The sequence below is a fragment of the Kitasatospora sp. HPM-01-4 genome (assembly GCF_051374625.1).
Taxonomy (GTDB): Bacteria; Actinomycetota; Actinomycetes; order Streptomycetales; family Streptomycetaceae; genus Kitasatospora.
Genome location: NZ_JBPQGP010000005.1, coordinates 7,407,529 through 7,430,591 on the forward strand (window position 1 = coordinate 7,407,529; position 23,063 = coordinate 7,430,591).

Genomic DNA, 23,063 nt, shown 5'->3' on the forward strand with positions numbered 1-23,063 from the left:
AACGCTGTCGCTTTCGAGGACCGCTCCACTGATCCAGGCGCCCTAAGCGCGGTCGAGTCCGGGGTCTGATACCACCGGGTCGCCGGGCTGCCCGCGCGCTCGATGCTCCGGCCGCTCGCTCGGCCGGAGCCGCACCATCGGGACTGCTACGGAAACACCCCGCCTTCCTTCACCCCCCCAGCTCACGAGGTGTCGATGTGATGCGCTTCCCCCTGGATTCGGACGCTGATCGTGTCGCTGTCATCGGAATAGCGGGCAGGTTGCCGAAAGCCCCGGATCCGGAGGCGTTCTGGCGACTGCTGTGCGACGGGGCCGACGCGATCACCGCGCCGCCCGTGGGCCGGCAGGGCGTACGGCACGGCGGCTACCTGGACCGGGTGGACGGCTTCGACGCGGCGTTCTTCGGTGTGTCCCCCCGTGAGGCCGCCGGCATGGACCCGCAGCAGCGGCTCATGCTCGAACTCGCCTGGGAGGCCCTGGAGGACGCCCGGATCGTGCCGAGCACGCTGGCGGGCGGCCCGACGGGGGTGTTCGTCGGCTCGATGTGGGAGGACTACACGTCCCTGGCCTACCCCAGTCACATCACGCCGCACACGCTGACCGGCACCAGCCGGGGCGTCATCGCCAACCGCGTCTCGCACTTCCTCGGTGTGCGCGGACCGAGCATGACGGTCGACACAGCCCAGTCGTCGGCGCTGGTCGCGGTGCATCTGGCGGTCGAGAGCCTGCGCCGCGGCGAGTCGGCGCTCGCCCTGGCCGGCGGGGTGAACCTCAACCTGACCGCCGCCCGCGAGGAGGGAGCGGCGGAGTTCGGCGGCCTGTCCCCGGACGACCGCTGCTTCACCTTCGACGCCCGGGCCAACGGCTTCGTCCGCGGTGAGGGCGGCGCCTTCCTCGTCCTGAAACCGCTGGACCGGGCGCTGGCCGACGGGGACCGCGTCTACGGTGTCATCCGGGGCAGCGCGGTCAACAACGACGGCGCCACACGGAGCCTGACCGTGCCCAGCGCGCAGGCCCAGGAACAGGTCATCCGCGAGGCACTGGCCCGCGCCGGCGTGCGTCCCGCGGATGTGCAGTACGTGGAGCTGCACGGCACCGGCACCGCTGTCGGCGACCCCATCGAGGCCGCCGCCCTCGCGGCGGCCTACCGCGACCCGGCCGAGTCCGGCGACGCCGACAGCGCCCTGCGGGTCGGATCCGCCAAGACGAACGTCGGCCACCTGGAAGGCGCCGCGGGCATCGTCGGACTGCTCAAGGCTGTCCTCAGCGTGTACCACCGCGCACTGCCGCCGAGCCTGAACTACGAAACCCCCAACCCCGGCATCCCTCTCAACGCACTGGCGCTGCGGGTCCAGACCGCTCTGACCCCCTGGCCGCGGCCGGACGCGCCCCTGCTCGCCGGCGTGTCGTCGTTCGGCATGGGCGGCACCAACGCGCACGTGATCGTCGAGCAGGCGCCCGGTGCGGTCGCGCCGCCGGCCCGGCGGCCCGCCCCTGAGGCCCGGCCGGCGCCGTGGATCGTCACGGCGCGGACCAAGCAGGCGCTACGAGCGCAGATCGAGCGCCTGCGCGAACACGTGCGCAGCCACCCGGACCTGACCGGCGCCGAGGTCGCGCACGCGCTGGCCACCACCAGAACCCGCTTCGCGCACCGCGCGGTCCTGCTCGACTCCGCCCAGGTCGCCGCCGGCCGGGCCGGCACCCCGGGCCGTACCGTCTTCGTGTTCCCCGGCCAGGGCGCGCAGTGGGTCGGCATGGGCCGGGAGCTGTACGCCGCGTACCCCGCCTTCCGGGGCGCCATGGACGAGTGCGCCCAGGCCCTGGCCCCGTACACCGACTGGTCCCTGGTTGATGTCCTGGACGGCGCCCCGCTCGACCGCGTGGACATCGTGCAGCCCGCCCTGTTCGCGGTGATGGTGTCCCTGGCGGCACTGTGGCGCTCCTTCGGTGTCGAGCCCGACGCGGTGGTCGGGCACTCACAGGGCGAGATCGCCGCGGCATACGTCGCGGGCGCGCTGTCGCTGTCCGACGCGGCCCGGATCGTGGCACTGCGCAGCCGCGCGCTGGTGGCGCTGACCGGCCGGGGCGGCATGGTGTCCGTGGCCCTGTCCGCCGAGCGGGCCGAGGACTACGTGTCGCGCTGGGGCGGCGCGCTGACGGTCGCCGTGGTCAACGCCACCGGCTCGGTCGTGGTGTCCGGCGACACGCAGGCCCTGTCCGAACTGGTCGAGTCCTGCGCGGCGGACGGTGTCCGCGCAAGCGTCGTCCCGGTGGACTACGCCTCCCACTCCGCGCACGTCGAGGCGATCCGCGAGCGGCTGCACACCGAACTGGACGGTGTGCGGCCGCGGCAGGGCGCCATCCCGTACTACTCCGCGGTCACCGGCGGCCTCCTCGGCGACACCACGGAGCTCGACGCCGGCTACTGGTACCGCAACTTGCGCGAGCCGGTCCGCTTCGACCTGGCCACCGCCGCACTGCTGGCGGACGGGCACGACGTCGTGGTCGAGGTCAGCCCGCACCCGGTGCTGCTGCCCGCCGTCGAACAGATCCTGGAACAGGCCCACGAGCGGATCGGCGTGCCCGGCGTCGCCACCGGCACGCTGGGCCGTGACCGGGGCGGGCCGGACGTCTTCCTGACCGCGCTGTCCCGGCTGTTCGTGGCCGGCGTGCCGGTCGACTGGTCCCCGGCCGTCGCCGAGGCCGCGCCGGTCGACCTGCCCACGTACGCCTTCCAACGTCGTTCGTACTGGCTGCCCGAAGCGACAGCCGGGCAGAGCGGACGGACCCCGGCCGGCCCGGGGACGCACGCGGCGGATACCGCCGCGCCCGGCCGGCCGGACGGCGGCCCGGAGACCTGCGACACCGGGGCGGGCGGCACGGACACGGGCGACCCCGAGTCGGGCGGCACGGTCGACGCGGCCGCCGTGGTCACCGCGCAGATCGCGCTCGTGCTGGGCCACGAGAACCCCGCGGACATCGATCCCGCGCTCACCTTCAAGGACCTCGGCTTTGACTCGGTCACCGGGCTCGAACTGCGCAACCGCCTGGCCGACGCCCTGGATCGGCAACTCCCCTCCGGTCTCGTCTTCGACCACCCGACGCCCGCGGAGCTGATCGACTGGCTGCGCACCGGCCCCGGCGACCGGCCGGCCCCCGCCGCCCCGGCCGCCCACGACGACCCGGTCGTCATCGTGGGGATGGGCTGCCGCTTCCCCGGCGGGGTGGCTTCGCCGGACGACCTGTGGCGGCTCGTCACGGAGGGCGTGGACGCGATCGGCGACTTCCCGGACGACCGCGGCTGGGACCTGGGCGGCCTGTACGACCCGGAACTGCGCGGCGCGGGCACCACGTACACCACCCGGGGCGGGTTCCTGGAGGCGGTGGCCGGCTTCGACGCTCCGTTCTTCGGCATCTCGCCCCGCGAGGCGCTCGCCATGGACCCGCAGCAGCGGCTCGTGCTGGAGACGGCCTGGGAGACGTTCGAGCACGCCGGGATCGACCCGGCCTCGCTGCGCGGCAGCCACACCGGCGTGTTCACCGGCGTCTGGTCGTCCGGCTACGCGACCGGGCCGGGCCTGCCAGAGGACCTGGAGGGTTACCTGTTCACCGGCGTCGCGACCAGCGTCACGTCCGGCCGGGTCGCCTACCACCTCGGGCTGCGCGGTCCGGCGCTGTCCGTGGACACCGCCTGCTCGTCGTCCCTGGTCGCCGTCCACCTGGCCGCCCAGGCCCTGCGCGCGGGCGAGTGCTCGCTGGCGCTCGCCGGCGGTGTCACGATCATGGCGACACCGCTGGGCTTCACCGAGTTCTCCCGCCAGCACGGCCTCGCGGCGGACGGCCGCAGCAAGCCCTTCGCCGCCGCGGCCGACGGCACCAGCTGGGCCGAGGGCGCCGGCTTGGTGCTGCTGGAACGTCTGTCGGACGCCCGCCGCAACGGCCACCGTGTGCTGGCGGTCGTCGCGGGAAGCGCGGTCAACCAGGACGGGGCGTCCAATGGGTTGACCGCGCCGAACGGTCCGTCGCAGGAGCGGGTGATCCGGCAGGCGTTGGCGAATGCCGGGTTGGAGCCGTCCGAGGTGGACGCGGTGGAGGCCCACGGCACCGGGACCACCCTCGGCGACCCCATCGAGGCCCACGCCCTGCTGGCCGCCTACGGTCAGGACCGGGACGAGCCGTTGTGGCTGGGGTCGGTGAAGTCCAACATCGGCCACACCCAGGCCGCCGCCGGCGTCGCGGGCCTGATCAAGATGGTCATGGCGATGCGGCACGGCGAACTGCCGCGAACCCTGCACATAGACGCCCCCTCCCCGCACGTCGACTGGGCCTCCGGCGGCGTCCGGCTGCTGACCGAGGCCCGGCCGTGGCCGGAGCACGAGCACCTGCGCCGCGCCGCCATCTCGGCCTTCGGCATCAGCGGCACCAACGCCCACCTGATCATCGAGCAGTCCTTTGACCCGGACCCCGGCCACCTTCCCGAACCCGCCGGCCGGGCCACCCCCACCGCCTGGCTGCTGTCCGCGAAGACCGACGCCGCGCTGCGCGCCCAGGCCGAGCGGCTGCACGCGTACGTGGCCGCCCACCCCGACGTCCCGGCCGCCGCGATCAGCCGCGCACTGGCCGCCCGCACCCGGTTCGAGCACCGGGCCGCGGTGGTCGGCGCCGACCGGGACGACCTGCTGTCCGGCCTGGCCGCGCTCCCGCCAGGCCTGCCGGCCCGTACCGGCGGGACCGTGTTCGTCTTCCCCGGACAGGGGGCGCAGTGGGCGGGCATGGGCCGTGACCTGTACGAGCAGTCCGAGGTCTTCCGCGCCGGCATCGACGCCTGCGCCGCCGCCCTGGCCCCGTACACCGACTGGTCGCTGGTCGACGAACTGCGCCACGGCTCGCTGGACCGCGTCGACGTGGTGCAGCCGGCCCTGTTCGCCGTCATGGTGGCGCTGGCCGACCTGTGGCGGTCCTACGGCGTGCGGCCGGACGCCGTGGTCGGCCACTCCCAGGCGGAGATCGCCGCCGCGTACGTCGCCGGCGCGCTGTCGCTGCGGGACGCCGCCAAGGTCGTGGCGTTACGGTCCAGGGCACTGGCCGTCATCGCCGACCGGGGCGGCATGGTGTCCCTCGCGCTGTCCGTCGAACAGGCTGCCGGCTACCTGGCCCGTTGGGGCGAGCGGCTGACCACCGCCGTGGTGAACGGACCCGCGGCGGTCGTGGTGTCCGGTGGCCTCGACGTGCTGGACGAACTGCTGGCCGCCTGCGAGGCCGACGGCATCCGCGCCCGCCGCCTGCCCGTCGACTACGCCGCCCACTCCGCGCAGGTCGAGGCGATCCGCGAGCAACTGCTCAGCGAACTGGCCGACATCACGCCCCACTCGGCGGTGATCCCGTTCTACTCCACGGTGACCGGCGAGCCGGTCGACACCTCCGCCCTCGACGCCGGCTACTGGTACCGCAACCTCCGCGAACCCGTACGGTTCGACCTGGCCACCGCCCGGCTCACCGCCGACGGCCACGACCTGTTCCTGGAGGTCAGCCCGCACCCGGTGCTGGTGCCCGCGCTGGATGTCGCCGCCACCGGAACACTGCGCCGCGACCACGGCGGCCTCACCGAGTTCCTCGCCGCGGCGGGACGCCTCTACGCCGCCGGAGCCGACGTCGACTGGATTCCGGTCCTGCCCCGCACCGCACCCAGGGCGGACCTGCCCACGTACGCCTTCCAGCGCGAGCCCTACTGGGTGACCGCGACCCCGCCGGTGCCCCGTGACGACTGGCGGTACGAGGTGGCATGGGCGCCGACGAGCGGTACCGCGGCCCCGGTGGACCCGGAGCGCTGGTTCGTCCTGGCCACGACCGGGCACCCGTGGGCCGAGGCCCTGCGCGAACGGGGCTTCGCGGTGGCCGACACCTGGGACGTGGCCGACACCGGGGACGCCCGGCCCGGGCCGGACGGTGTGCTGTCGCTGCTGGCGCTGGACGAGGAGCCGCACCCCGACCACCCGGTGCTCCCGGCGGGCCTGGTCCGCACCCTGGATCTGGTCCGCACCCTGGACCCGGTGCGCAGCCTGGACCCGGTGAGGACGGCGGCCGTCCCGCTGTGGTGCGCGACCAGCGGCGCCGTGAGCACCTCGGGCACCGACCCGGTCACCAGCCCGGCCCAGGCCCTGGCGTGGGGCACCGGAGCGTCCGCGGCGCTGGAGTTCCCGCACGGCTGGGGCGGCCTGGTCGACCTTCCCGCCGTGCCCGACGAGGAGAGCGTGAACGCGCTGCTCGTCGTGCTCGCCGGCACGGGCGAGGACCAGGTGGCGATCCGCGGCACCCGGCGCTTCGCCAAGCGGCTGCGCCGCAAGGCCTCATCGGGCCCGGCCGCGCGGCCCTGGCGGCCGCGGGGCACGGTGCTGGTCACCGGCGGCACCGGCGCGCTCGGCGGACATGTGGCCCGCCGCCTCGCGCGGCAGGGCGCGGAGCACATCGTGCTGGCCTCCCGCCGCGGCCCCGACGCACCCGGCGCGGCCGAGCTGCGCGACGAACTGGAGGCAGCCGGGGCGCGGGTGACCGTGGCGGCGTGCGACGTGGCCGACCGGGACGCCCTGCGGGACCTCGTCGAGCGCGTCGGCGACATCCGCGCGATCTTCCACACCGCCGGCGTGATCAGGGCGACCAGGCTGGCCGACACGACACCGGCGGAGTTCGCCGAGGTCATCATGGCCAAGGTCGCCGGGGCGGCGAACCTGGCGGAACTCCTGCCGGACCTCGACGCCTTCGTCCTGTTCTCCTCCACCGCGGGCGTGTGGGGCGACGGCCACGGCGCGGCCTACGCCGCCGGCAACGCCTTCCTCGACGCGCTGGCCGCACAGCACCGCGCCCAGGGCCGCGCCACGACCTCCGTCGCGTGGGGCATCTGGGCCGAAGGCGGCATGGCGGCCCTGGAGCCCGTGCAGCGCCAGCGCACCCTGCTCGGCCTCGGCGAACTGGACCCGGGCCGGGCACTCGACGCGCTGCAGGACGTCCTCGACCACGACGAGGCCCTGGCGGTCGTCACCGAGGCCGACTGGGCACAGTTCGCCCGCGCCTACACCCACGCGCGGCCGAGCCGGCTGCTGCGGGACCTGCCCGAGTCCCACAGCCGGCCGCAGGCCCCCCGACCCGCACCCCCCGCCGGCGGCACCGACCTGCTGGAGTTGATCACCACCCACGTCGCCGGGGTGCTGGGACACGCCACCCCCGAACGGCTCGACCCCCGGCAGGCGTTCAAGGACCTGGGCTTCGACTCACTGACCGCGGTGGAACTGCGCAACCGCCTGACCGCCGCGCTCGGGGTGAAACTGCCCGCCACCCTCGTCTTCGACCACCCCACCCCGGCACGGCTGGCCGCCCACCTGTCCGGCGAGTCCGGCGAGCAGGACGCGCCGCAGACCCCGGCCGCGACGGACGAGCCGATCGCGGTCATCGGCATGGGCTGCCGCTACCCCGGAGGCGTCGGCACCCCCGAGGACCTGTGGCGGCTGGTCGCGGACGGCGTGGACGCGGTCGGCGACTTCCCGGCCGACCGGGGATGGGACATCGACCGCCTGTACGACCCGACGGGAAGCCGTCCCCGCACGTCGAGCACGTCCCAGGGCGGCTTCCTCGACGCCGCCGGCGACTTCGACGCGGCGTTCTTCGGGATATCGCCCCGCGAGGCGCTCGCCATGGACCCGCAGCAGCGCATCCTGCTGGAGACCGCGTGGGAGACCATCGAGTACGCCGGTATCGACCCGACCACGCTGGAGGGCACACCCACCGGCGTGTTCACCGGCATGTGGTCCACCGGCTACGCCGCCGGGCCGGTCCCCGACGACCTGGAGGGCTACCAGGTCACCGGCACCGCGTCGAGCGTGGGGTCCGGCCGGCTGGCGTACCAGCTGGGCCTGCTCGGCCCGGCACTGTCCCTGGACACCGGCTGCTCGTCGTCCCTGGTGGCCCTGCACCTGGCCGCTCAGGCGCTGCGCTCGGGAGAGTGCTCCTTGGCCCTGGTCGGCGGCGTCACCGTCAACGCGGCACCCACGCTGTTCACCGAGATGTCCCGGCAGGGGGCGAGCGCGCCCGACGGCCGCAGCAAGTCCTTCGCCGCCGGGGCCGACGGGGCGGGCTGGGCCGAGGGCGCCGGCCTGCTGCTGCTGGAACGCCTGTCCGACGCCCGCCGCAACGGCCACGAGGTGCTGGCGGTCGTCCGGGGCTCTGCCACCAACCAGGACGGCGCCTCCAACGGCCTGACCGCGCCCAACGGCCCCTCCCAGGAGCGGGTGATCCGTCAGGCCCTCGCCAATGCCGGGTTGGAGCCGTCCGAGGTGGACGCGGTGGAGGCCCACGGCACCGGCACCACCCTCGGCGATCCCATCGAGGCCCAGGCGCTGCTGGCGACGTACGGCCGGGACCGGGATGAGCCGTTGTGGCTGGGGTCGGTGAAGTCGAACATCGGCCACACCCAGGCAGCGGCCGGCGCGGCCGGCCTGATCAAGATGGTCATGGCGATGCGGCACGGCGAACTGCCGCGGACCCTCCACGTGGACGCGCCCACGCCGCACGTCGACTGGGCCTCCGGCGCGGTCCGCCTGCTCACCGAACCGGTCGCCTGGCCCGCGACCGGGCGGCCACGGCGGGCCGCCGTCTCCGCCTTCGGCATCAGCGGCACCAACGCCCACGTCATTATCGAGCAGAGCATCCTCGAACAGCCCGCCGAGGCCGACTCCGCCGCACCCTCTCCCCGGGGCCGCGCGGACGACCAGGTCCTCTGGCCGCTGTCGGCCAGGTCCGAGGTGGCGTTGCGGGAGCAGGCGCGCCGACTTGGCGCCTTCACCGCCGTACATCCCGAGGTGAGCCCGGCGGCGGTCGGGGGCGCTCTGGCCGCCCGCACCGTGTTCGAGCACCGGGCCGTGGTGGTGGGCACCGCCGCGGCCCTGGACGCCCTGGCGGAGGGCCGGTCGGCGCCGGGTCTGGTCACCGGGATCGCCCGGCCGGTGGGTCGGTCGGTGTTCGTGTTTCCGGGGCAGGGTGCGCAGTGGGTGGGTATGGGCGGGGAGTTGTACGGCTCGGAGCCGGTGTTCCGGGAGGCGATCGATGCGTGTGATGCGGCGCTGGCGCCGTACACCGATTGGTCGTTGGTGGAGGTGTTGGTCGGCGGTGGGTCGCTGGAGCGGGTGGATGTGGTGCAGCCCGCTCTGTTCGGGGTGATGGTGGCGCTGGCGGAACTGTGGCGTGCCCATGGTGTGGAACCTGATGCCGTCGTCGGGCATTCGCAGGGGGAGATCGCGGCGGCGTATGTGGCGGGGGCGTTGTCGTTGGAGGACGCCGCGAAGGTGGTCGCCCTGCGCAGCAAGGCCCTGGTCGCCCTGGCCGGACACGGCGGCATGGTCTCGGTCGCGCTGTCCGCGGACGACGCCGCCGGCTACCTGAGCCCCTGGGGCGACCGGATCACCGTCGCGGTGGTCAACTCCGCCTCGACCGTCGTCGTGTCCGGCGAACCCGGGGCCCTGGACGAACTGCTGGCCGCCTGCGAGGCCGACGGCATACGCGCCCGCGCCATCCCCGTCGACTACGCGGCGCACTCGGCGCAGGTCGAGGCGGTCCGCGAGCAACTGCTCAGCGAACTGGCCGACATCACGCCCCACTCGGCGGCGATCCCGTTCTACTCCACGGTCACCGGCGAGCCGGTCGACACCTCCGCCCTCGACGCCGATTACTGGTACCGCAACCTCCGCGAACCCGTACGCTTCGACCTGGCCACCGCCCGGCTCACCGCCGACGGCCACGAGGTGTTCGTGGAAGTCAGCCCGCACCCGGTGCTGGTGCAGGACCTGGACGGCGCGGCGACCGGCACCCTGCGCCGCGACCACGGCGCCATCGGGGAATTCCACACCGCCCTGGCCCGCCTCCACGTCCAGGGCGTCGCCGTGACCTGGCCGCAGAGGCGCCCGCACGGCGTCAGGCTGCCGCGCTACGCCTTCCAGCGCAGCACCTACTGGCTCACCCCCGCGGCCGGCGACCACGGCACCGGGCACCCGCTGGCGGGCACCACGGTCGAACTGCCCGACGGAAGCACCGTGCACAGTGGCCGCGTCTCCACCCGCACCCACCCCTGGCTGGCCGACCACGCCGTCGACGGCACGGTCCTGCTGCCGGGCACCGCCTTCCTCGAACTCGCCACCCTGGCCGGCGGGACCCTTGACGACCTCGTCCTGCACCTGCCCCTCGCGCTCTCGGACACACCCACGGACATCCAGGTCTCGGTCGGCGCCCCGGACGACGCCGGCCGCAGCCCGGTCACCGTGCACTCCAAGGGCCGCGACGGCTGGGTCCGCCACGCGTCCGGAACTCTCGGCGGCCAGGTGACGGCCGGTCGCCTCGACTGGCCCGCGAGGAACGCCGAACCCGTGGACCCTGAAGGGTTCTACGCCTTCCTCGCCGGACTCGGATACCAGTACGGACCCGCGTTCCGGGGCGTGCGGGAGTTGTGGCAGGGCGAGGACGAACTGTACGCCGAGGTGTCCGTCCCCGACAGCGCCCGCTTCGGCATCCACCCCGCGCTCCTGGACGCCGCACTCCAGCCGCTGATCCTGCTCAGCCCCGACACCCGGGTCCGGCTGCCGTTCTCCTTCTCCGGCGTCGCCGTGCACACCACCGGTGTGTCGTCCGCCCGGGTCCACCTGGCCCGCACGGGCACCGGCACCTACCGCGCGACACTGACCGACCTGTCCGGCAACCCGGTCGCGGACATCACCGGGCTGACCGTCCGTCCGGCCGCCGAGGCCCGGGCCGCGGTGCTGCACACCCAGTGGGTGCCCGTCACCGCGAGCACACCGACCGAGGTGGTGCCGAGCCCGGTACTCACCGCGGAAGCCGACGCGGACTCCGTGCACGCCCTCGTCCAGCGGGCCCGCGCGCTCGTCCAGGACTTCCTGGCCGAGCAGCCGGAGCGGGCGGCCGCACGCCTGGCCGTCCTGACCCGCGGCGTGGCCGGCGCGGCCGTACGCGGCCTGGTCCGCAGCGCCGCCGCCGAGCACCCCGGCCGGTTCGTCCTGGTCGACATGGGCGACGAGTCCGAGGAGGACGCGGTCCGGGCCGCCATGACAGCCGGCGACGAACCCGAACTGGCCCTGCGCCGGGAAGGCGTCCTCGTGCCGCGGCAGGCCAGGTACGCGCCGGAACTGACCGCCCCCGACGGCGCGTACCGGCTGAGCGAGTCCGGCACCGGGCAACTGGACGACCTGGCCCTGCTGCCCTGGCAAGAGGCCGCGCTGGAACCCGGACAGGTACGGGTCGCCGTACGCGCGGCCGGCCTGAACTTCCGCGACGTGCTCATCACCCTCGGCATGTACCCGGACCGGCCCCCGTTGGGCGGCGAAGGGGCCGGCACCGTCCTCGAGGTCGGCCCCGGCGTCACGGCCTGGCGGCCCGGCGACCGCGTCATGGGAATGGTGCCCGGCGCCTTCGGGCCGCGCGCGGTCGCCGACCACCGGCTCCTGACGGCGATCCCCGACGGCTGGAGCTTCACCGAGGCGGCGTCGGTGCCCATCGCGTTCACCACCGCCTGGTACGGGCTGTTCGACCTCGGCGAACTGCGCCCCGGCGACCGGGTCCTGGTCCACTCCGGCGCGGGCGGTGTGGGCATGGCCGCCATCCAGTTGGCCCTGAACAGCGGCGCGGAGGTCTTCGCCACCGCGAGCCCCGCCAAGTGGGACACCCTGCGGCGCCTCGGACTGGCGGACGACCACATCGGTTCGTCCCGCGACACTCGGTTCGCCGACCGGTTCCCGGCCATGGACGTCGTCCTCAACTCGCTCGCGGGAGAACTCACCGACGCCTCCCTGCGGCTGCTCGCCGACGGCGGACGGTTCGTCGAGCTGGGCAAGACGGACGTCCGCTCACCCGAGGGCCTGATCTACCGGGCCTTCGACCTCAACGACGTCGACCCCGCGCGGCAGGGCGACATCCTCTCCAGGGTCGTGGCGATGGTCGCCGACGGGACGCTGGAGCCGCTGCCGGTCACCGCCGCGGACCTCCGCCAGGCCGTCGCCTCCTTCCGGCTGATGAGCCAGGCCCGCCACATCGGCAAGATCGTCCTCACCGTCCCCCAGCCGATCGACCCCGACGGCACCGTGCTGATCACCGGCGGCACCGGTACCCTCGGCCAGGCCGTCGCCCGGCACCTGGTGTCCCGCTACGGGGTACGGCACCTGCTGCTCGTCAGCCGCGGCGGCGGCGCGGTGCCGCACCTGGAGCCGCAAGGCGACCTCGACGTGCGGGTCGTGGCCTGTGACGTCGCGGACCGGGACGCGCTGGCGGCCGTACTGGACTCGATCCCGGCCGAGCATCCGCTCACCGCCGTCGTCCACGCGGCCGGCGTGCTCGACGACACCGTTGTGGAACGGCTGACCGCAGAGCAACTCGACCGGGTGCTGCGTCCCAAGGTCGACGGCGCCTGGCACCTGCACGAGCTGACCCGCGAGCACCACCTCGCCGCCTTCGTGCTGTTCTCCGCGGCCGCGGGTGTACTCGGCAACGCCGGCCAGGCCGGCTACGCAGCCGCGAACTCCTACCTCGACGCGTTCGCCGCACACCGGCAGACCCTCGGACTGCCCGCCGTGTCGATGGCCTGGGGCTACTGGGAGCAGGAGAGCGGCATGACCGCCCACCTCACCGCGGCCGACCGCCAACGCCTCGCCCGCAAGGGCATCCGCCCCATCAGCACCGAACGCGCCCTGGCCATGTTCGACACCGCGCTGGCTGCCGGACGTCCCGCGCTGACCACGGCCGACCTCTCGATGCCGCAGTCCCTGCCGACGCCCAAGGCCCCCGCGTCGGACCTGCTGTCCCTGGTCGCCGCCCACACCGCTACCGTCCTCGGCCACTCCGACGCCGCCGCGATCACCCCCGGACTCGCCTTCCGCGACCTCGGCTTCGATTCCCTGACCTCCGTCGAACTGCGCAACCGCCTCGCCGGCGCCACCGGCCTGCGGCTGCCCGCGACCCTCGTCTTCGACCACCCCACCCCCGCCGACCTCGCCGACCACCTCACAGCCGAACTCTCCGGTGCGGGTGGGGGCGTGGTGCCGGTGGTGCCGGTGGTGTCGGCGGGTGGAGTGGATGGTGGGGCTGATCCGGTGGTGATCGTGGGCATGGGGTGCCGGTTGCCGGGTGGGGTGGGGTCGCCGGAGGAGCTGTGGGGTCTGGTGTCGGGTGGGGTGGATGCGATCGGGGAGTTCCCGGGTGATCGGGGGTGGGACGTCGAGGGGTTGTTCCATCCGGATGCGGATCATCCCGGGACGTCGTATACGCGGTCGGGTGGTTTTCTCGAGGACGCGGCGGGGTTCGATGCCGACTTCTTCGGGATCTCGCCGCGTGAGGCGTTGGCGATGGATCCGCAGCAGCGGGTGTTGCTGGAGACCGCGTGGGAGACGTTCGAGGATGCGGGGATCGATCCGACGTCGTTGCGGGGCAGCCAGACGGGCGTGTTCACCGGCATCTGGTCCTCCGGCTACGTCGGCAGCCCCGACCAGGCACCGCCCGACACCGAGGGCTACCTCGCCACCGGCATCGCGCCGAGCATCACCTCCGGCCGGGTCTCCTACCTGCTGGGCCTCCAAGGCCAGGCCGTGTCCGTCGACTCCGCCTGCTCCTCGTCACTGATGGCGATCCACCTCGCCGCGCAGGCACTGCGCTCGGGGGAGTGCACACTCGCCCTGGCCGGCGGGGTGACCGTGAGCGTGACCCCCCTGCAGTTCACGGAGTTCTCCCGCCAGCGTGCCCTGGCCCCTGACGGCCGGTGCAAGCCCTTCTCGTCGACGGCTGACGGTACGGCGTGGGGTGAGGGTGCGGGGTTGGTGCTGCTGGAGCGGTTGTCGGACGCCCGTCGCAACGGCCACCGGGTGCTGGCGGTGGTGCGGGGTTCGGCGGTGAACCAGGACGGGGCGTCCAATGGGTTGACCGCGCCCAACGGCCCCTCCCAGGAGCGGGTGATCCGTCAGGCGCTGGCGAACGCCGGGTTGGAGCCGTCGGAGGTGGACGCGGTGGAGGCGCACGGCACCGGCACCACCCTCGGTGACCCTATTGAGGCGCAGGCGCTGTTGGCGACGTACGGCCGGGACCGGGTGGAGCCGTTGTGGCTGGGGTCGGTGAAGTCGAACATCGGCCACACCCAGGCGGCGGCCGGTGTGGCTGGTGTGATCAAGATGGTGATGGCGATGCGGCACGCCGAACTGCCGCCGACGCTGCACGTCCAGGAGCCCACGCCGCATGTCGAGTGGGACACCGGTGACATCCGGCTGTTGACCGAGGCCCGGCCGTGGCCGGAGACGGGGCGTCCCCGCCGCGCGGGCATCTCGGCCTTCGGGGCCAGCGGCACCAACGCCCACGTCGTCATCGAACAGTTCCCGGAAGACACCTCCGAACAGAAAGAAATCCCCGAACAACCCGCCGCGGACGACTCCGCGGAGCCCACCGTGTGGCTGCTGTCCGGCAAGACGGACGACGCCCTCCGCGCCCAGGCCCGACGGCTCGCGGACCACATCACCGCTCACCCCGAACTCCGGTCGGCCGCGATCGGCCGGGCCCTCGCCACCACCCGCACCGTGCTCGCCCACCGGGCGGCCCTGGTGGGCAGCACCCGGACCGACCTCATGGCGGAACTGGCCGCCCTCGCCGACGGAGACCCCCGCGTCACCACGGGTGTGGCCGGTTCGCCGGGTCGGTCGGTGTTCGTGTTTCCGGGGCAGGGTGCGCAGTGGGTGGGTATGGGTGGGGAGTTGTACGGCTCGGAGCCGGTGTTCCGGGAGGCGATCGATGCGTGTGATGCGGCGCTGGCGCCGTACACCGATTGGTCGTTGGTGGAGGTGTTGGTCGGTGGTGGGTCGCTGGAGCGGGTGGATGTGGTGCAGCCCGCTCTGTTCGGGGTGATGGTGGCGTTGGCGGAGCTGTGGCGTGCCCATGGTGTGGAACCTGATGCCGTCGTCGGGCATTCGCAGGGGGAGATCGCGGCGGCGTATGTGGCGGGGGCGTTGTCGTTGGAGGACGCCGCGAAGGTGGTGGCGTTACGGAGCAGGGCGCTGGCGGTGTTGGCCGACCGGGGCGGCATGGTTTCCATAGGGCTCGGGCATGAGCGGGCCGCCGAGTTCGTGGCCCGTTGGGACGGCCGGCTGACGGTGGCGGTGGTCAATGCCCCCGGTTCGGTCGTCGTGTCGGGTGATCTGGACGCGCTGGACGAACTGCTGGCGGCCTGTGAGGCCGATGGCATCCGCGCCCGCCGCCTGCCCGTCGACTACGCCGCTCACTCCGTCCAGGTCGAGGCGATCCGCGAGCAACTGCTCACCGACCTCGCCGGCATCACACCGCACCCGGCGGTGATCCCGTTCTACTCCACGGTGACCGGCGAGCCGGTCGACACCTCCGCCCTCGACGCCGGCTACTGGTACCGCAACCTCCGCGAACCCGTACGCTTCGACCTCGCCGTCGAGGCCCTTACGCAGGACCGGCACGGCGTGTTCGTGGAGGTCAGCCCGCACCCCGTACTGGTGCCGGTGATGGACGGCGTTGTGACCGGCACGCTGCGCCGCGGCAGAGGCAGGCAGGAATTCCACCTCGCCCTGGCGCGCCTGCACACGCAAGGCGTGGCCGTCGACTGGACGCCGGTCCTCCCCGGCGAGCCCCACCATGTCCCGCTGCCGACGTACGCCTTCCAGCACCGGCCGTACTGGTTGAACCCCGTCGCCGCGAAGGGCGACGTGTCGGCGGCGGGACTGGACTCGGCCGGGCACCCGCTGCTCGGGGCCGTCGTCGAACTGGCCGGGGACCAGAGCGTCCTGCTCACGGGGCGGCTCTCGACGGCTACCCGGCCATGGCTCGCCGACCACGTCGTCCTGGGCTCCGTGCTGCTGCCCGGCACCGTGTTCGTCGAACTCGCCATGCACGCCGGACGGCAGGCCGGCTGCGACGTCCTGGACGAACTGGTGCTGGAAGCCCCCATGATCCTGCCGGACGACGGTTCCGTGCCGGTCCAGGTCGTCGTCGGCGCACCGGACGGGACGGGCCGACGCCCCGTCACCGTGCACTCCCGGACGGCCGGCACCTGGCTGCGGCACGCCACCGGCATGCTGGCGACCGGCGGCCGCCCCCACCCGTACGACACCGGCGAGCCCTGGCAGCCGGCCGGTGAGCCCGTCGACCTGACCGACTTCTACGACACCCTCGCCGCCCAGGGCTACGAGTACGGGCCGGTGTTCGCGGGCGTACGCGAGATCCGGCGGCAGGGCGACGAGCTCTATGCCGAGGTAGCGCTGCCCGCCGACACCCGCGACCGCTTCGGTCTCCACCCCGCGCTGCTCGACGCCGCACTCCAGCCGCTGACCCTGCTGGCGGCCGGCCGCCTGCCGTTCTCCTTCGCCGGGGTGTCGATGCGGAAAGCCGGCTCCACGGCCCGGGTCCGCCTCACACCCACCGGCCCCGACACCTTCCGGGTCGCGCTCGCCGACGAATCCGGGCCGCTGGCGGTGATCGACGCGCTGACCGTGCGCCACCGGCCGCCGGGCATGCCGGTCGCCGGGACCAACCAGCTCTTCCGCCTCGACTGGGTGCCCGTCGAGAGCACCGGCGAACCCCCGGCCGTCCACCACGTCACGCCCCCGGCGGGAGACCCCGTGGCGGCCGCGCACACCGTCGCCGCCGAGACGCTGGGCGTGCTCCAGGCCTTCCTGCGCGACGGGGACGGCCGGCTGGCCGTCGTGACCCGCGGGGCGGTCGGGCCGGACCCCGTCGACCTGCCGTCCAGCGTCGTCTGGGGCCTGGTCCGCGCGGCCCAGGCGGAACACCCCGACCGGTTCGTGCTCGTCGACACCGACGACCGCGTCCTCGTCGCGGGGGACGAACCGCAGCTTGTCGTCCGTGACGGCGCCGCCCACGCCGCCCGCCTGGTACGGGCCGAAGCGGCCTCGGCACCCGGCCCGCTCGACCCGAACGGTACGGTGCTGATCACCGGAGGCACCGGAACACTGGGCCGCCTGGTCGCCCGGCACCTGCGCGACCGGCACGGCATCCGGCACCTGCTCCTGCTCAGCAGGACCGCGGCGGAGGTGGACTTCGACGCCGAGGTGGTGGCCTGCGACGTGGCCGACCGGGACGCGCTGGCGGCCGTACTGGACTCGATCCCGGCCGCGCACCCGCTGACCGCGGTCGTGCACGCGGCCGGCGTGCTCGACGACGGAGTCGTCGAATCCCTCACACCCGGCCGGATCGACCAGGTGCTGCGGCCCAAGGCCGACGCCGCCTGGCACCTGCACGAGCTGACGAAAGACCTCGGCCTGAGCGCATTCGTGCTCTTCTCGTCCGCCGCCGGTGTGCTGGGCGGCCCGGGCCAGGCGAACTATGCCGCCGCGAACGCCTTCCTGGACGCCCTCGCCGTGCACCGGCGTGCCCTGGGTCTGCCGGGCGTGTCGCTGGCCTGGGGACAATGGGCCGAGGACAGCGGGCTGACCGAACACCTCACCGACACCGACCGCAAGCGCCTCGCCCGCGCCGGCGTGCTGCCGATGCCCACGAACCAGGCGCTGGCACTGTTCGACCTGGCCTTGGGCGCCGCCGATCCCGCGCTGGTCCCCGCACACCTCGACCTGTCGGCGGCGTCCACCCGTCCCCTGCTCAGCCGCCTCACCCGTACCAGGCCCGCCCGGCGCACGGACCCGCCGGGCCTGGGCAGGGAACTGGCGGCCCTGCCCGAGACCGAGCAGCACAGCCGCGTCCTGGAACTGGTCACCGGCCAGACGGCCGCGGTCCTCGGCCACACCGACACCGCGGCCGTCAGCGCCGAGCGGGCCTTCAAGGACCTGGGCTTCGATTCGCTCACCGCGGTGGAACTGCGCAACCGCCTGTCCGCGGTCGCCGGGGTACGGCTGCCCGCGACGCTGACCTTCGACTACCCGACCCCCGACGCGCTGGCCGGCCACCTGCGTGACCTCCTGGTCGGCGCCCGGCGCCAGGCCCCTGCCTCACCCGTGCCGGTCGGGGTTCCGGTGTCGGGTGATCCGGTGGTGGTGGTGGGGTTGGGGGCCCGGTATCCGGGTGGGGTGGGGTCGGCGCAGGAGTTGTGGGGTCTGGTGTCGGGTGGGGTGGATGCGGTGGGGGATTTCCCGTCGGATCGCGGGTGGGATGTGGGTCGTATCTATGATCCGGCCGGTGGTCCGGGGAGGTCGTATACGCGGTGGGGCGGCTTCCTCGACGCCGCCGGCGACTTCGACGCGGCGTTCTTCGGGATTTCGCCGCGTGAGGCGTTGGCGATGGATCCGCAGCAGCGGGTGCTGCTGGAGACGGTGTGGGAGACGTTCGAGGACGCGGGGATCGATCCGACGTCGTTGCGTGGCAGCCAGACGGGCGTCTTCACCGGCATCTGGTCCTCGGGCTATGGCGCCGGGGCACAGCCGCCCGACCTGGAGGGCTACCTCTCGACGGGCACGGCGACGAGTGTGACCTCCGGGCGGGTGTCGTATCTGCTGGGGCTGGAGGGTCCGGCGGTGTCGGTGGACACGGCGTGTTCGTCGTCGCTGGTGGCGATCCATCTGGCGGCGCAGGCGCTGCGCTCGGGGGAGTGCTCACTTGCCCTGGCCGGTGGTGTGACGGTGATGGCGACGCCGGCGGGGTTTGTCGAGTTCTCGCGGCAGCGGGGGCTTGCGGCCGATGGGCGGGTGAAGGCGTTCGCCGAGGCTGCTGATGGTACGGCGTGGGGTGAGGGCGCGGGTGTCGTGCTCTTGGAGCGGTTGTCGGACGCCCGCCGTAACGGTCACCGGGTGCTGGCGGTGGTGCGGGGTTCGGCGGTGAACCAGGACGGGGCGTCCAATGGGTTGACCGCGCCGAATGGTCCGTCGCAGGAGCGGGTGATCCGTCAGGCGTTGGCGAATGCGGGACTGTCGACGGCGGACGTGGATGCGGTGGAGGCGCACGGTACGGGGACGACGCTCGGCGATCCCATTGAGGCGCAGGCGCTGTTGGCGACGTACGGCCGGGACCGGGTGGAGCCGTTGTGGCTGGGGTCGGTGAAGTCGAACATCGGCCACACGCAGGCGGCGGCCGGTGTGGCGGGTGTGATCAAGATGGTGATGGCGATGCGGCACGGGCAGTTGCCGCCGACGCTGCATGTCGATGCGCCGACCTCACACGTCGACTGGGAGTCCGGAAACATCCGGCTGCTCACCGAGGCCCGGCCCTGGCCCGACAACGGCCACCTGCGTCGCGCGGGCATCTCGGCGTTCGGCATCAGCGGTACCAACGCGCACGTGATCCTGGAGGCACCGGCCCCGGGCCCGGCCGGGGAGACGTCGCCCGAGTCCCGTGCTTACGATCCCGAGTCTCCTGCCGCTTCCACGCCCGCGCCCGCAGCCGTCGTGCCGGTGCCGTGGCTGCTGTCGGCCAAGTCGGACGCGGCCCTGCGCGACCAGGCCCGGAGGCTGCGCGGGTTCCTCGCCGAGCACCCCGAGGTCACACCGGCCGAGGTGGCCGCGGACCTGGCCGCGCGGGCTCGGTTCCCGCACCGCGCCGTGCTGACGGACCCGGCCGGCCTGGACGCGCTGATCGGCGGACAACCCGGAATCGTCACGGGCACTGCCTCCCCGGGCAGGTCGGCGTTCGTGTTCTCCGGTCAGGGTGGTCAGTGGGCGGGGATGGGGCGGGGTCTGTACCGCGAGTTCCCGGTGTTCGCGCGGGTGTTGGACGAGGTGTGTGGGTTGTTGGGGTTGCCGGTGGGGGTGTTGTTCGAGGACGGGGAGGGGGTGCTGGGGGAGACGCTGTTCACGCAGGCCGGGGTGTTCGCGCTGGAGGTGGCGTTGTTCCGGTTGGTGGAGTGGTTGGGTGTGCGGCCGGATTTCGTGGTGGGGCATTCGGTGGGTGAGGTGGCGGCGGCTCATGTGGCGGGGGTTCTGGGCCTGGAGGACGCGTGTGTGCTGGTGGGGGCGCGGGGCCGGTTGATGCAGGGGTTGGCCGGTGGTGGGGCGATGGTGTCGGTTCAGGCGTCGGTGGAGGAGGTGACGGGATCGCTGGTGCCGGGTGTTGAGGTGGCGGCGGTCAACGGGGTGGATGCGGTGGTGGTGTCGGGGGACGAGGCGGCGGTGGCGGCGGTGGGTGAGGTGTGGCGCGGTCGTGGGCGTCGGGTGCGGCGGCTGGCGGTCAGTCACGCGTTTCATTCGGCGCGGATGGATCCGGTGCTGGAGGAGCTGGGTCGGGTGGCGGCGGGTTTGTCGTTCGGTGAGCCGGTGATTCCGGTGGTTTCGACGGTGGCCGGGCGTCCGGTGGACCTGGGGGAGCCTGGGTACTGGGTGCGGCAGGTGCGGGAGCCGGTGCGGTTCGCCGAGGCGATGGAGTGGTTGGCGGGTCAGGGTGTTACGGGGTTCGTGGAGGTGGGTCCGCATCCGTTGCTGGTGGGGAACGGGTTGATGCGGCGTGGTGGTGATTCCGCGGAGCGGTTGTTCGCGGGGTTGGGGCGGTTGTGGGCGGACGGCGCGGTGCGCTGGATGCCGCCTGTGACCACGACGGCGGGGACGTCGGGCGGGCGTGTGCCTTCGTACCCGTTCCAGCACCAGCACTACTGGCTCCAGCCCACCACCCCGGCACCGACCGGTGACGGCGGGATCGACCACCCGCTGCTGCGGGACGCCATGGAACTCCCCGACGACAACGGCGTGGTGCTGACGGGACAGCTCGCCACCGCCGCGCAGCCGTGGCTCACCGAACACGTCATCTCGGGCTCGCCCCTGCTGCCCGCCGCGGCGTTCGTGGACCTGGCGCTCCGGGCCGGCGAACACGTCGGCTGCCCGGCGGTCGAGGACCTGACGCTGGAGACACCGCTGGTGGTCGCGGACGGCGTGCGGGTGTCCGTGACCGTCGGCCCCGACCGGGCGGGCCGGCGCGGCGTCTCGATCCACTCGCGCGCGGACGGCGAGTGGGTACGGCACGCCACCGGGACCCTGGGCGCCGTACCCGTCGCACCACGGGAGCCCTGGGCACGGCAGTGGCCGCCGCACGCCGAAGCCGTCGACCTCGACGCCTTCTACGACAACCTGGCCGACGCCGGATTCGCCTACGGCACGGCCTTCCAAGGTCTGCGAGCGGCCTGGCGCGACGGCGACACCCTCTACGCGGAGGTGGCCGTACCCCCCGGCGACACCCGGTTCGCCCTGCACCCCGCCCTGCTCGACGCCGCGATCCAGATCGTGACCGTCGCCGACGACCGGCCGAAGATGCCGTTCTCCTTCGCCGGGATCTCCTGGTGGCGCGGCGCCGAGCACGCCAGGGTCCGGCTGACCGTGACCGGCCAGGACACCTGCGCGATCGGCCTCGCCGACCAGTCGGGCGCGCCGGTCGCCGAGATCGCCTCGTTGACCCTGCGCCGGCCGGCCGGGGCCACCACGCAGGACGTGCCGTACCAGGTGGCGTGGCCGGTCCTGGAAGCGGCGACCACCGAACCGGACATCCCGGTCCACCACGCCACATCGCCCGTCGAGACCCTGCGGGTGATCCAGGACTTCCTCACCACGGACACCCCGCGCATGGTGGTCGCCACGCGCAACGCCGTGCCGGTTCGGCCGGGCGAGGACGTCGATCCGCAGGCCACCGCCGTCTGGGGCCTGGTCCGGTCGGCCGCCACCGAGCACCCCGGCCGGTTCGTGCTGGTCGACGGTGACGACGGCGACGAGGTCCGGCTGGCCGGCGACGAACCACAGCTCGCGATCCGCGCCGGCGCGGTTCACGTCCCCCGCCTCGAACGGGCGCGGACCGAACCGCTGCCCTCGTTGCTCAGCCCCGAGGGCACGGTGCTCGTCACCGGCGGCACCGGCACCCTGGGCGGCACGATCGCCCGCCACCTCGCCGTACGGCACGGCGTGCGGCACCTGCTGCTGGTCAGCCGGAGCGGCCCGGACGCTCCCGGCGCGGCCGCGCTGACCGCCGACCTGGCCGCGCTGGGCGCGACCGCCGACATCGTGGCGTGCGACGTGTCCGACCGCGAGGCGGTGGCGCGGCTGCTCGCCGAACACCCGGTCACCTCGGTGATCCACGCCGCGGGCACGCTGGCCGACACCGTCGTGGAATCCCTCACCCCGCAGCAGTTCGCGCGCGTGTGGGAGCCGAAGGCCCTCGCGGCGCGGCACCTCCACGAACTGACCTCGGACCTGGAGGCGTTCGTGCTGTTCTCGTCGGCGGCCGGTGTGCTGGGCGGCGCGGGCCAGGCGAACTACGCGGCGGCGAACGCGTACCTCGACGGCCTCGCCGCACACCGGCACGCCCAGGGACAGCCGGCCGTGTCGCTCGCCTGGGGCTACTGGGCGGAGGCCAGCGGCATGACCGGAGGTCTGACCGCCACCGACCGGCACCGCCTGGCCAGGGCCGGCGTACGGCCGCTGCCGACGACGGACGCGCTGGCCCTGTTCGACGCCGCGCTGACCGCGGGCACCCCCACCCTCGCCCCCGTCAGGTTCGACCTGCCGGCGCTGCGCCGCGCCGGAGACCCGCCCGCCCTGCTGCGGGAGCTGGTACGGCCCCGGCGCAGGCAGGCCGACCGCGTGTGGACGCAGGCCGACGTGCTGCAACTCGTCGTGGGCCAGGTCGCCCTCGTCCTCGGGCACTCGTCACCGGAGGCGGTCAACCCCGACCAGGCGTTCACCGACATCGGGTTCGACTCGCTCACCGCCGTGGAACTGCGCAACCAGCTCGACGCGGACACCGGCCTGCGCCTGCCCGCCACGCTCGTCTTCGACCACCCGACACCTGCCCGCCTCGCCGCTGCCGTGCACACACGGCTGCACGGCACCGAACCCGACCCCCTGCTCGCCGGACTCGACCAGCTCAAGTCCACCCTGGACGCGGCAGCCGCCGACGCCGACTACGAGACCGTCGCGGCCCGCCTCGAAGCACTTCTCGCGGCCTGGACCGCCAAACGCACCGGCTCCGCGGCCGGAGTCGACGAGGCCAGCGACGACGAACTGTTCAGCCTTTTGGACGATGCGCACCGCAGGACCGAGGTCATCCGCTCGGGCGAGTCCCGCAACGCTAAGGAGTAG

1 protein-coding gene is annotated in these 23,063 nt (G+C 73.7%); it reads left to right on the forward strand.

Annotation, left to right across the window (positions count from 1 at the left end; genetic code table 11):
- Nucleotides 1–200: 200 nt before the first annotated feature.
- Nucleotides 201–23,063, forward strand: coding sequence for an SDR family NAD(P)-dependent oxidoreductase (locus tag ACSMTC_RS32350; RefSeq protein ID WP_436563282.1), 22,863 nt, complete (start codon nt 201–203; stop codon nt 23,061–23,063).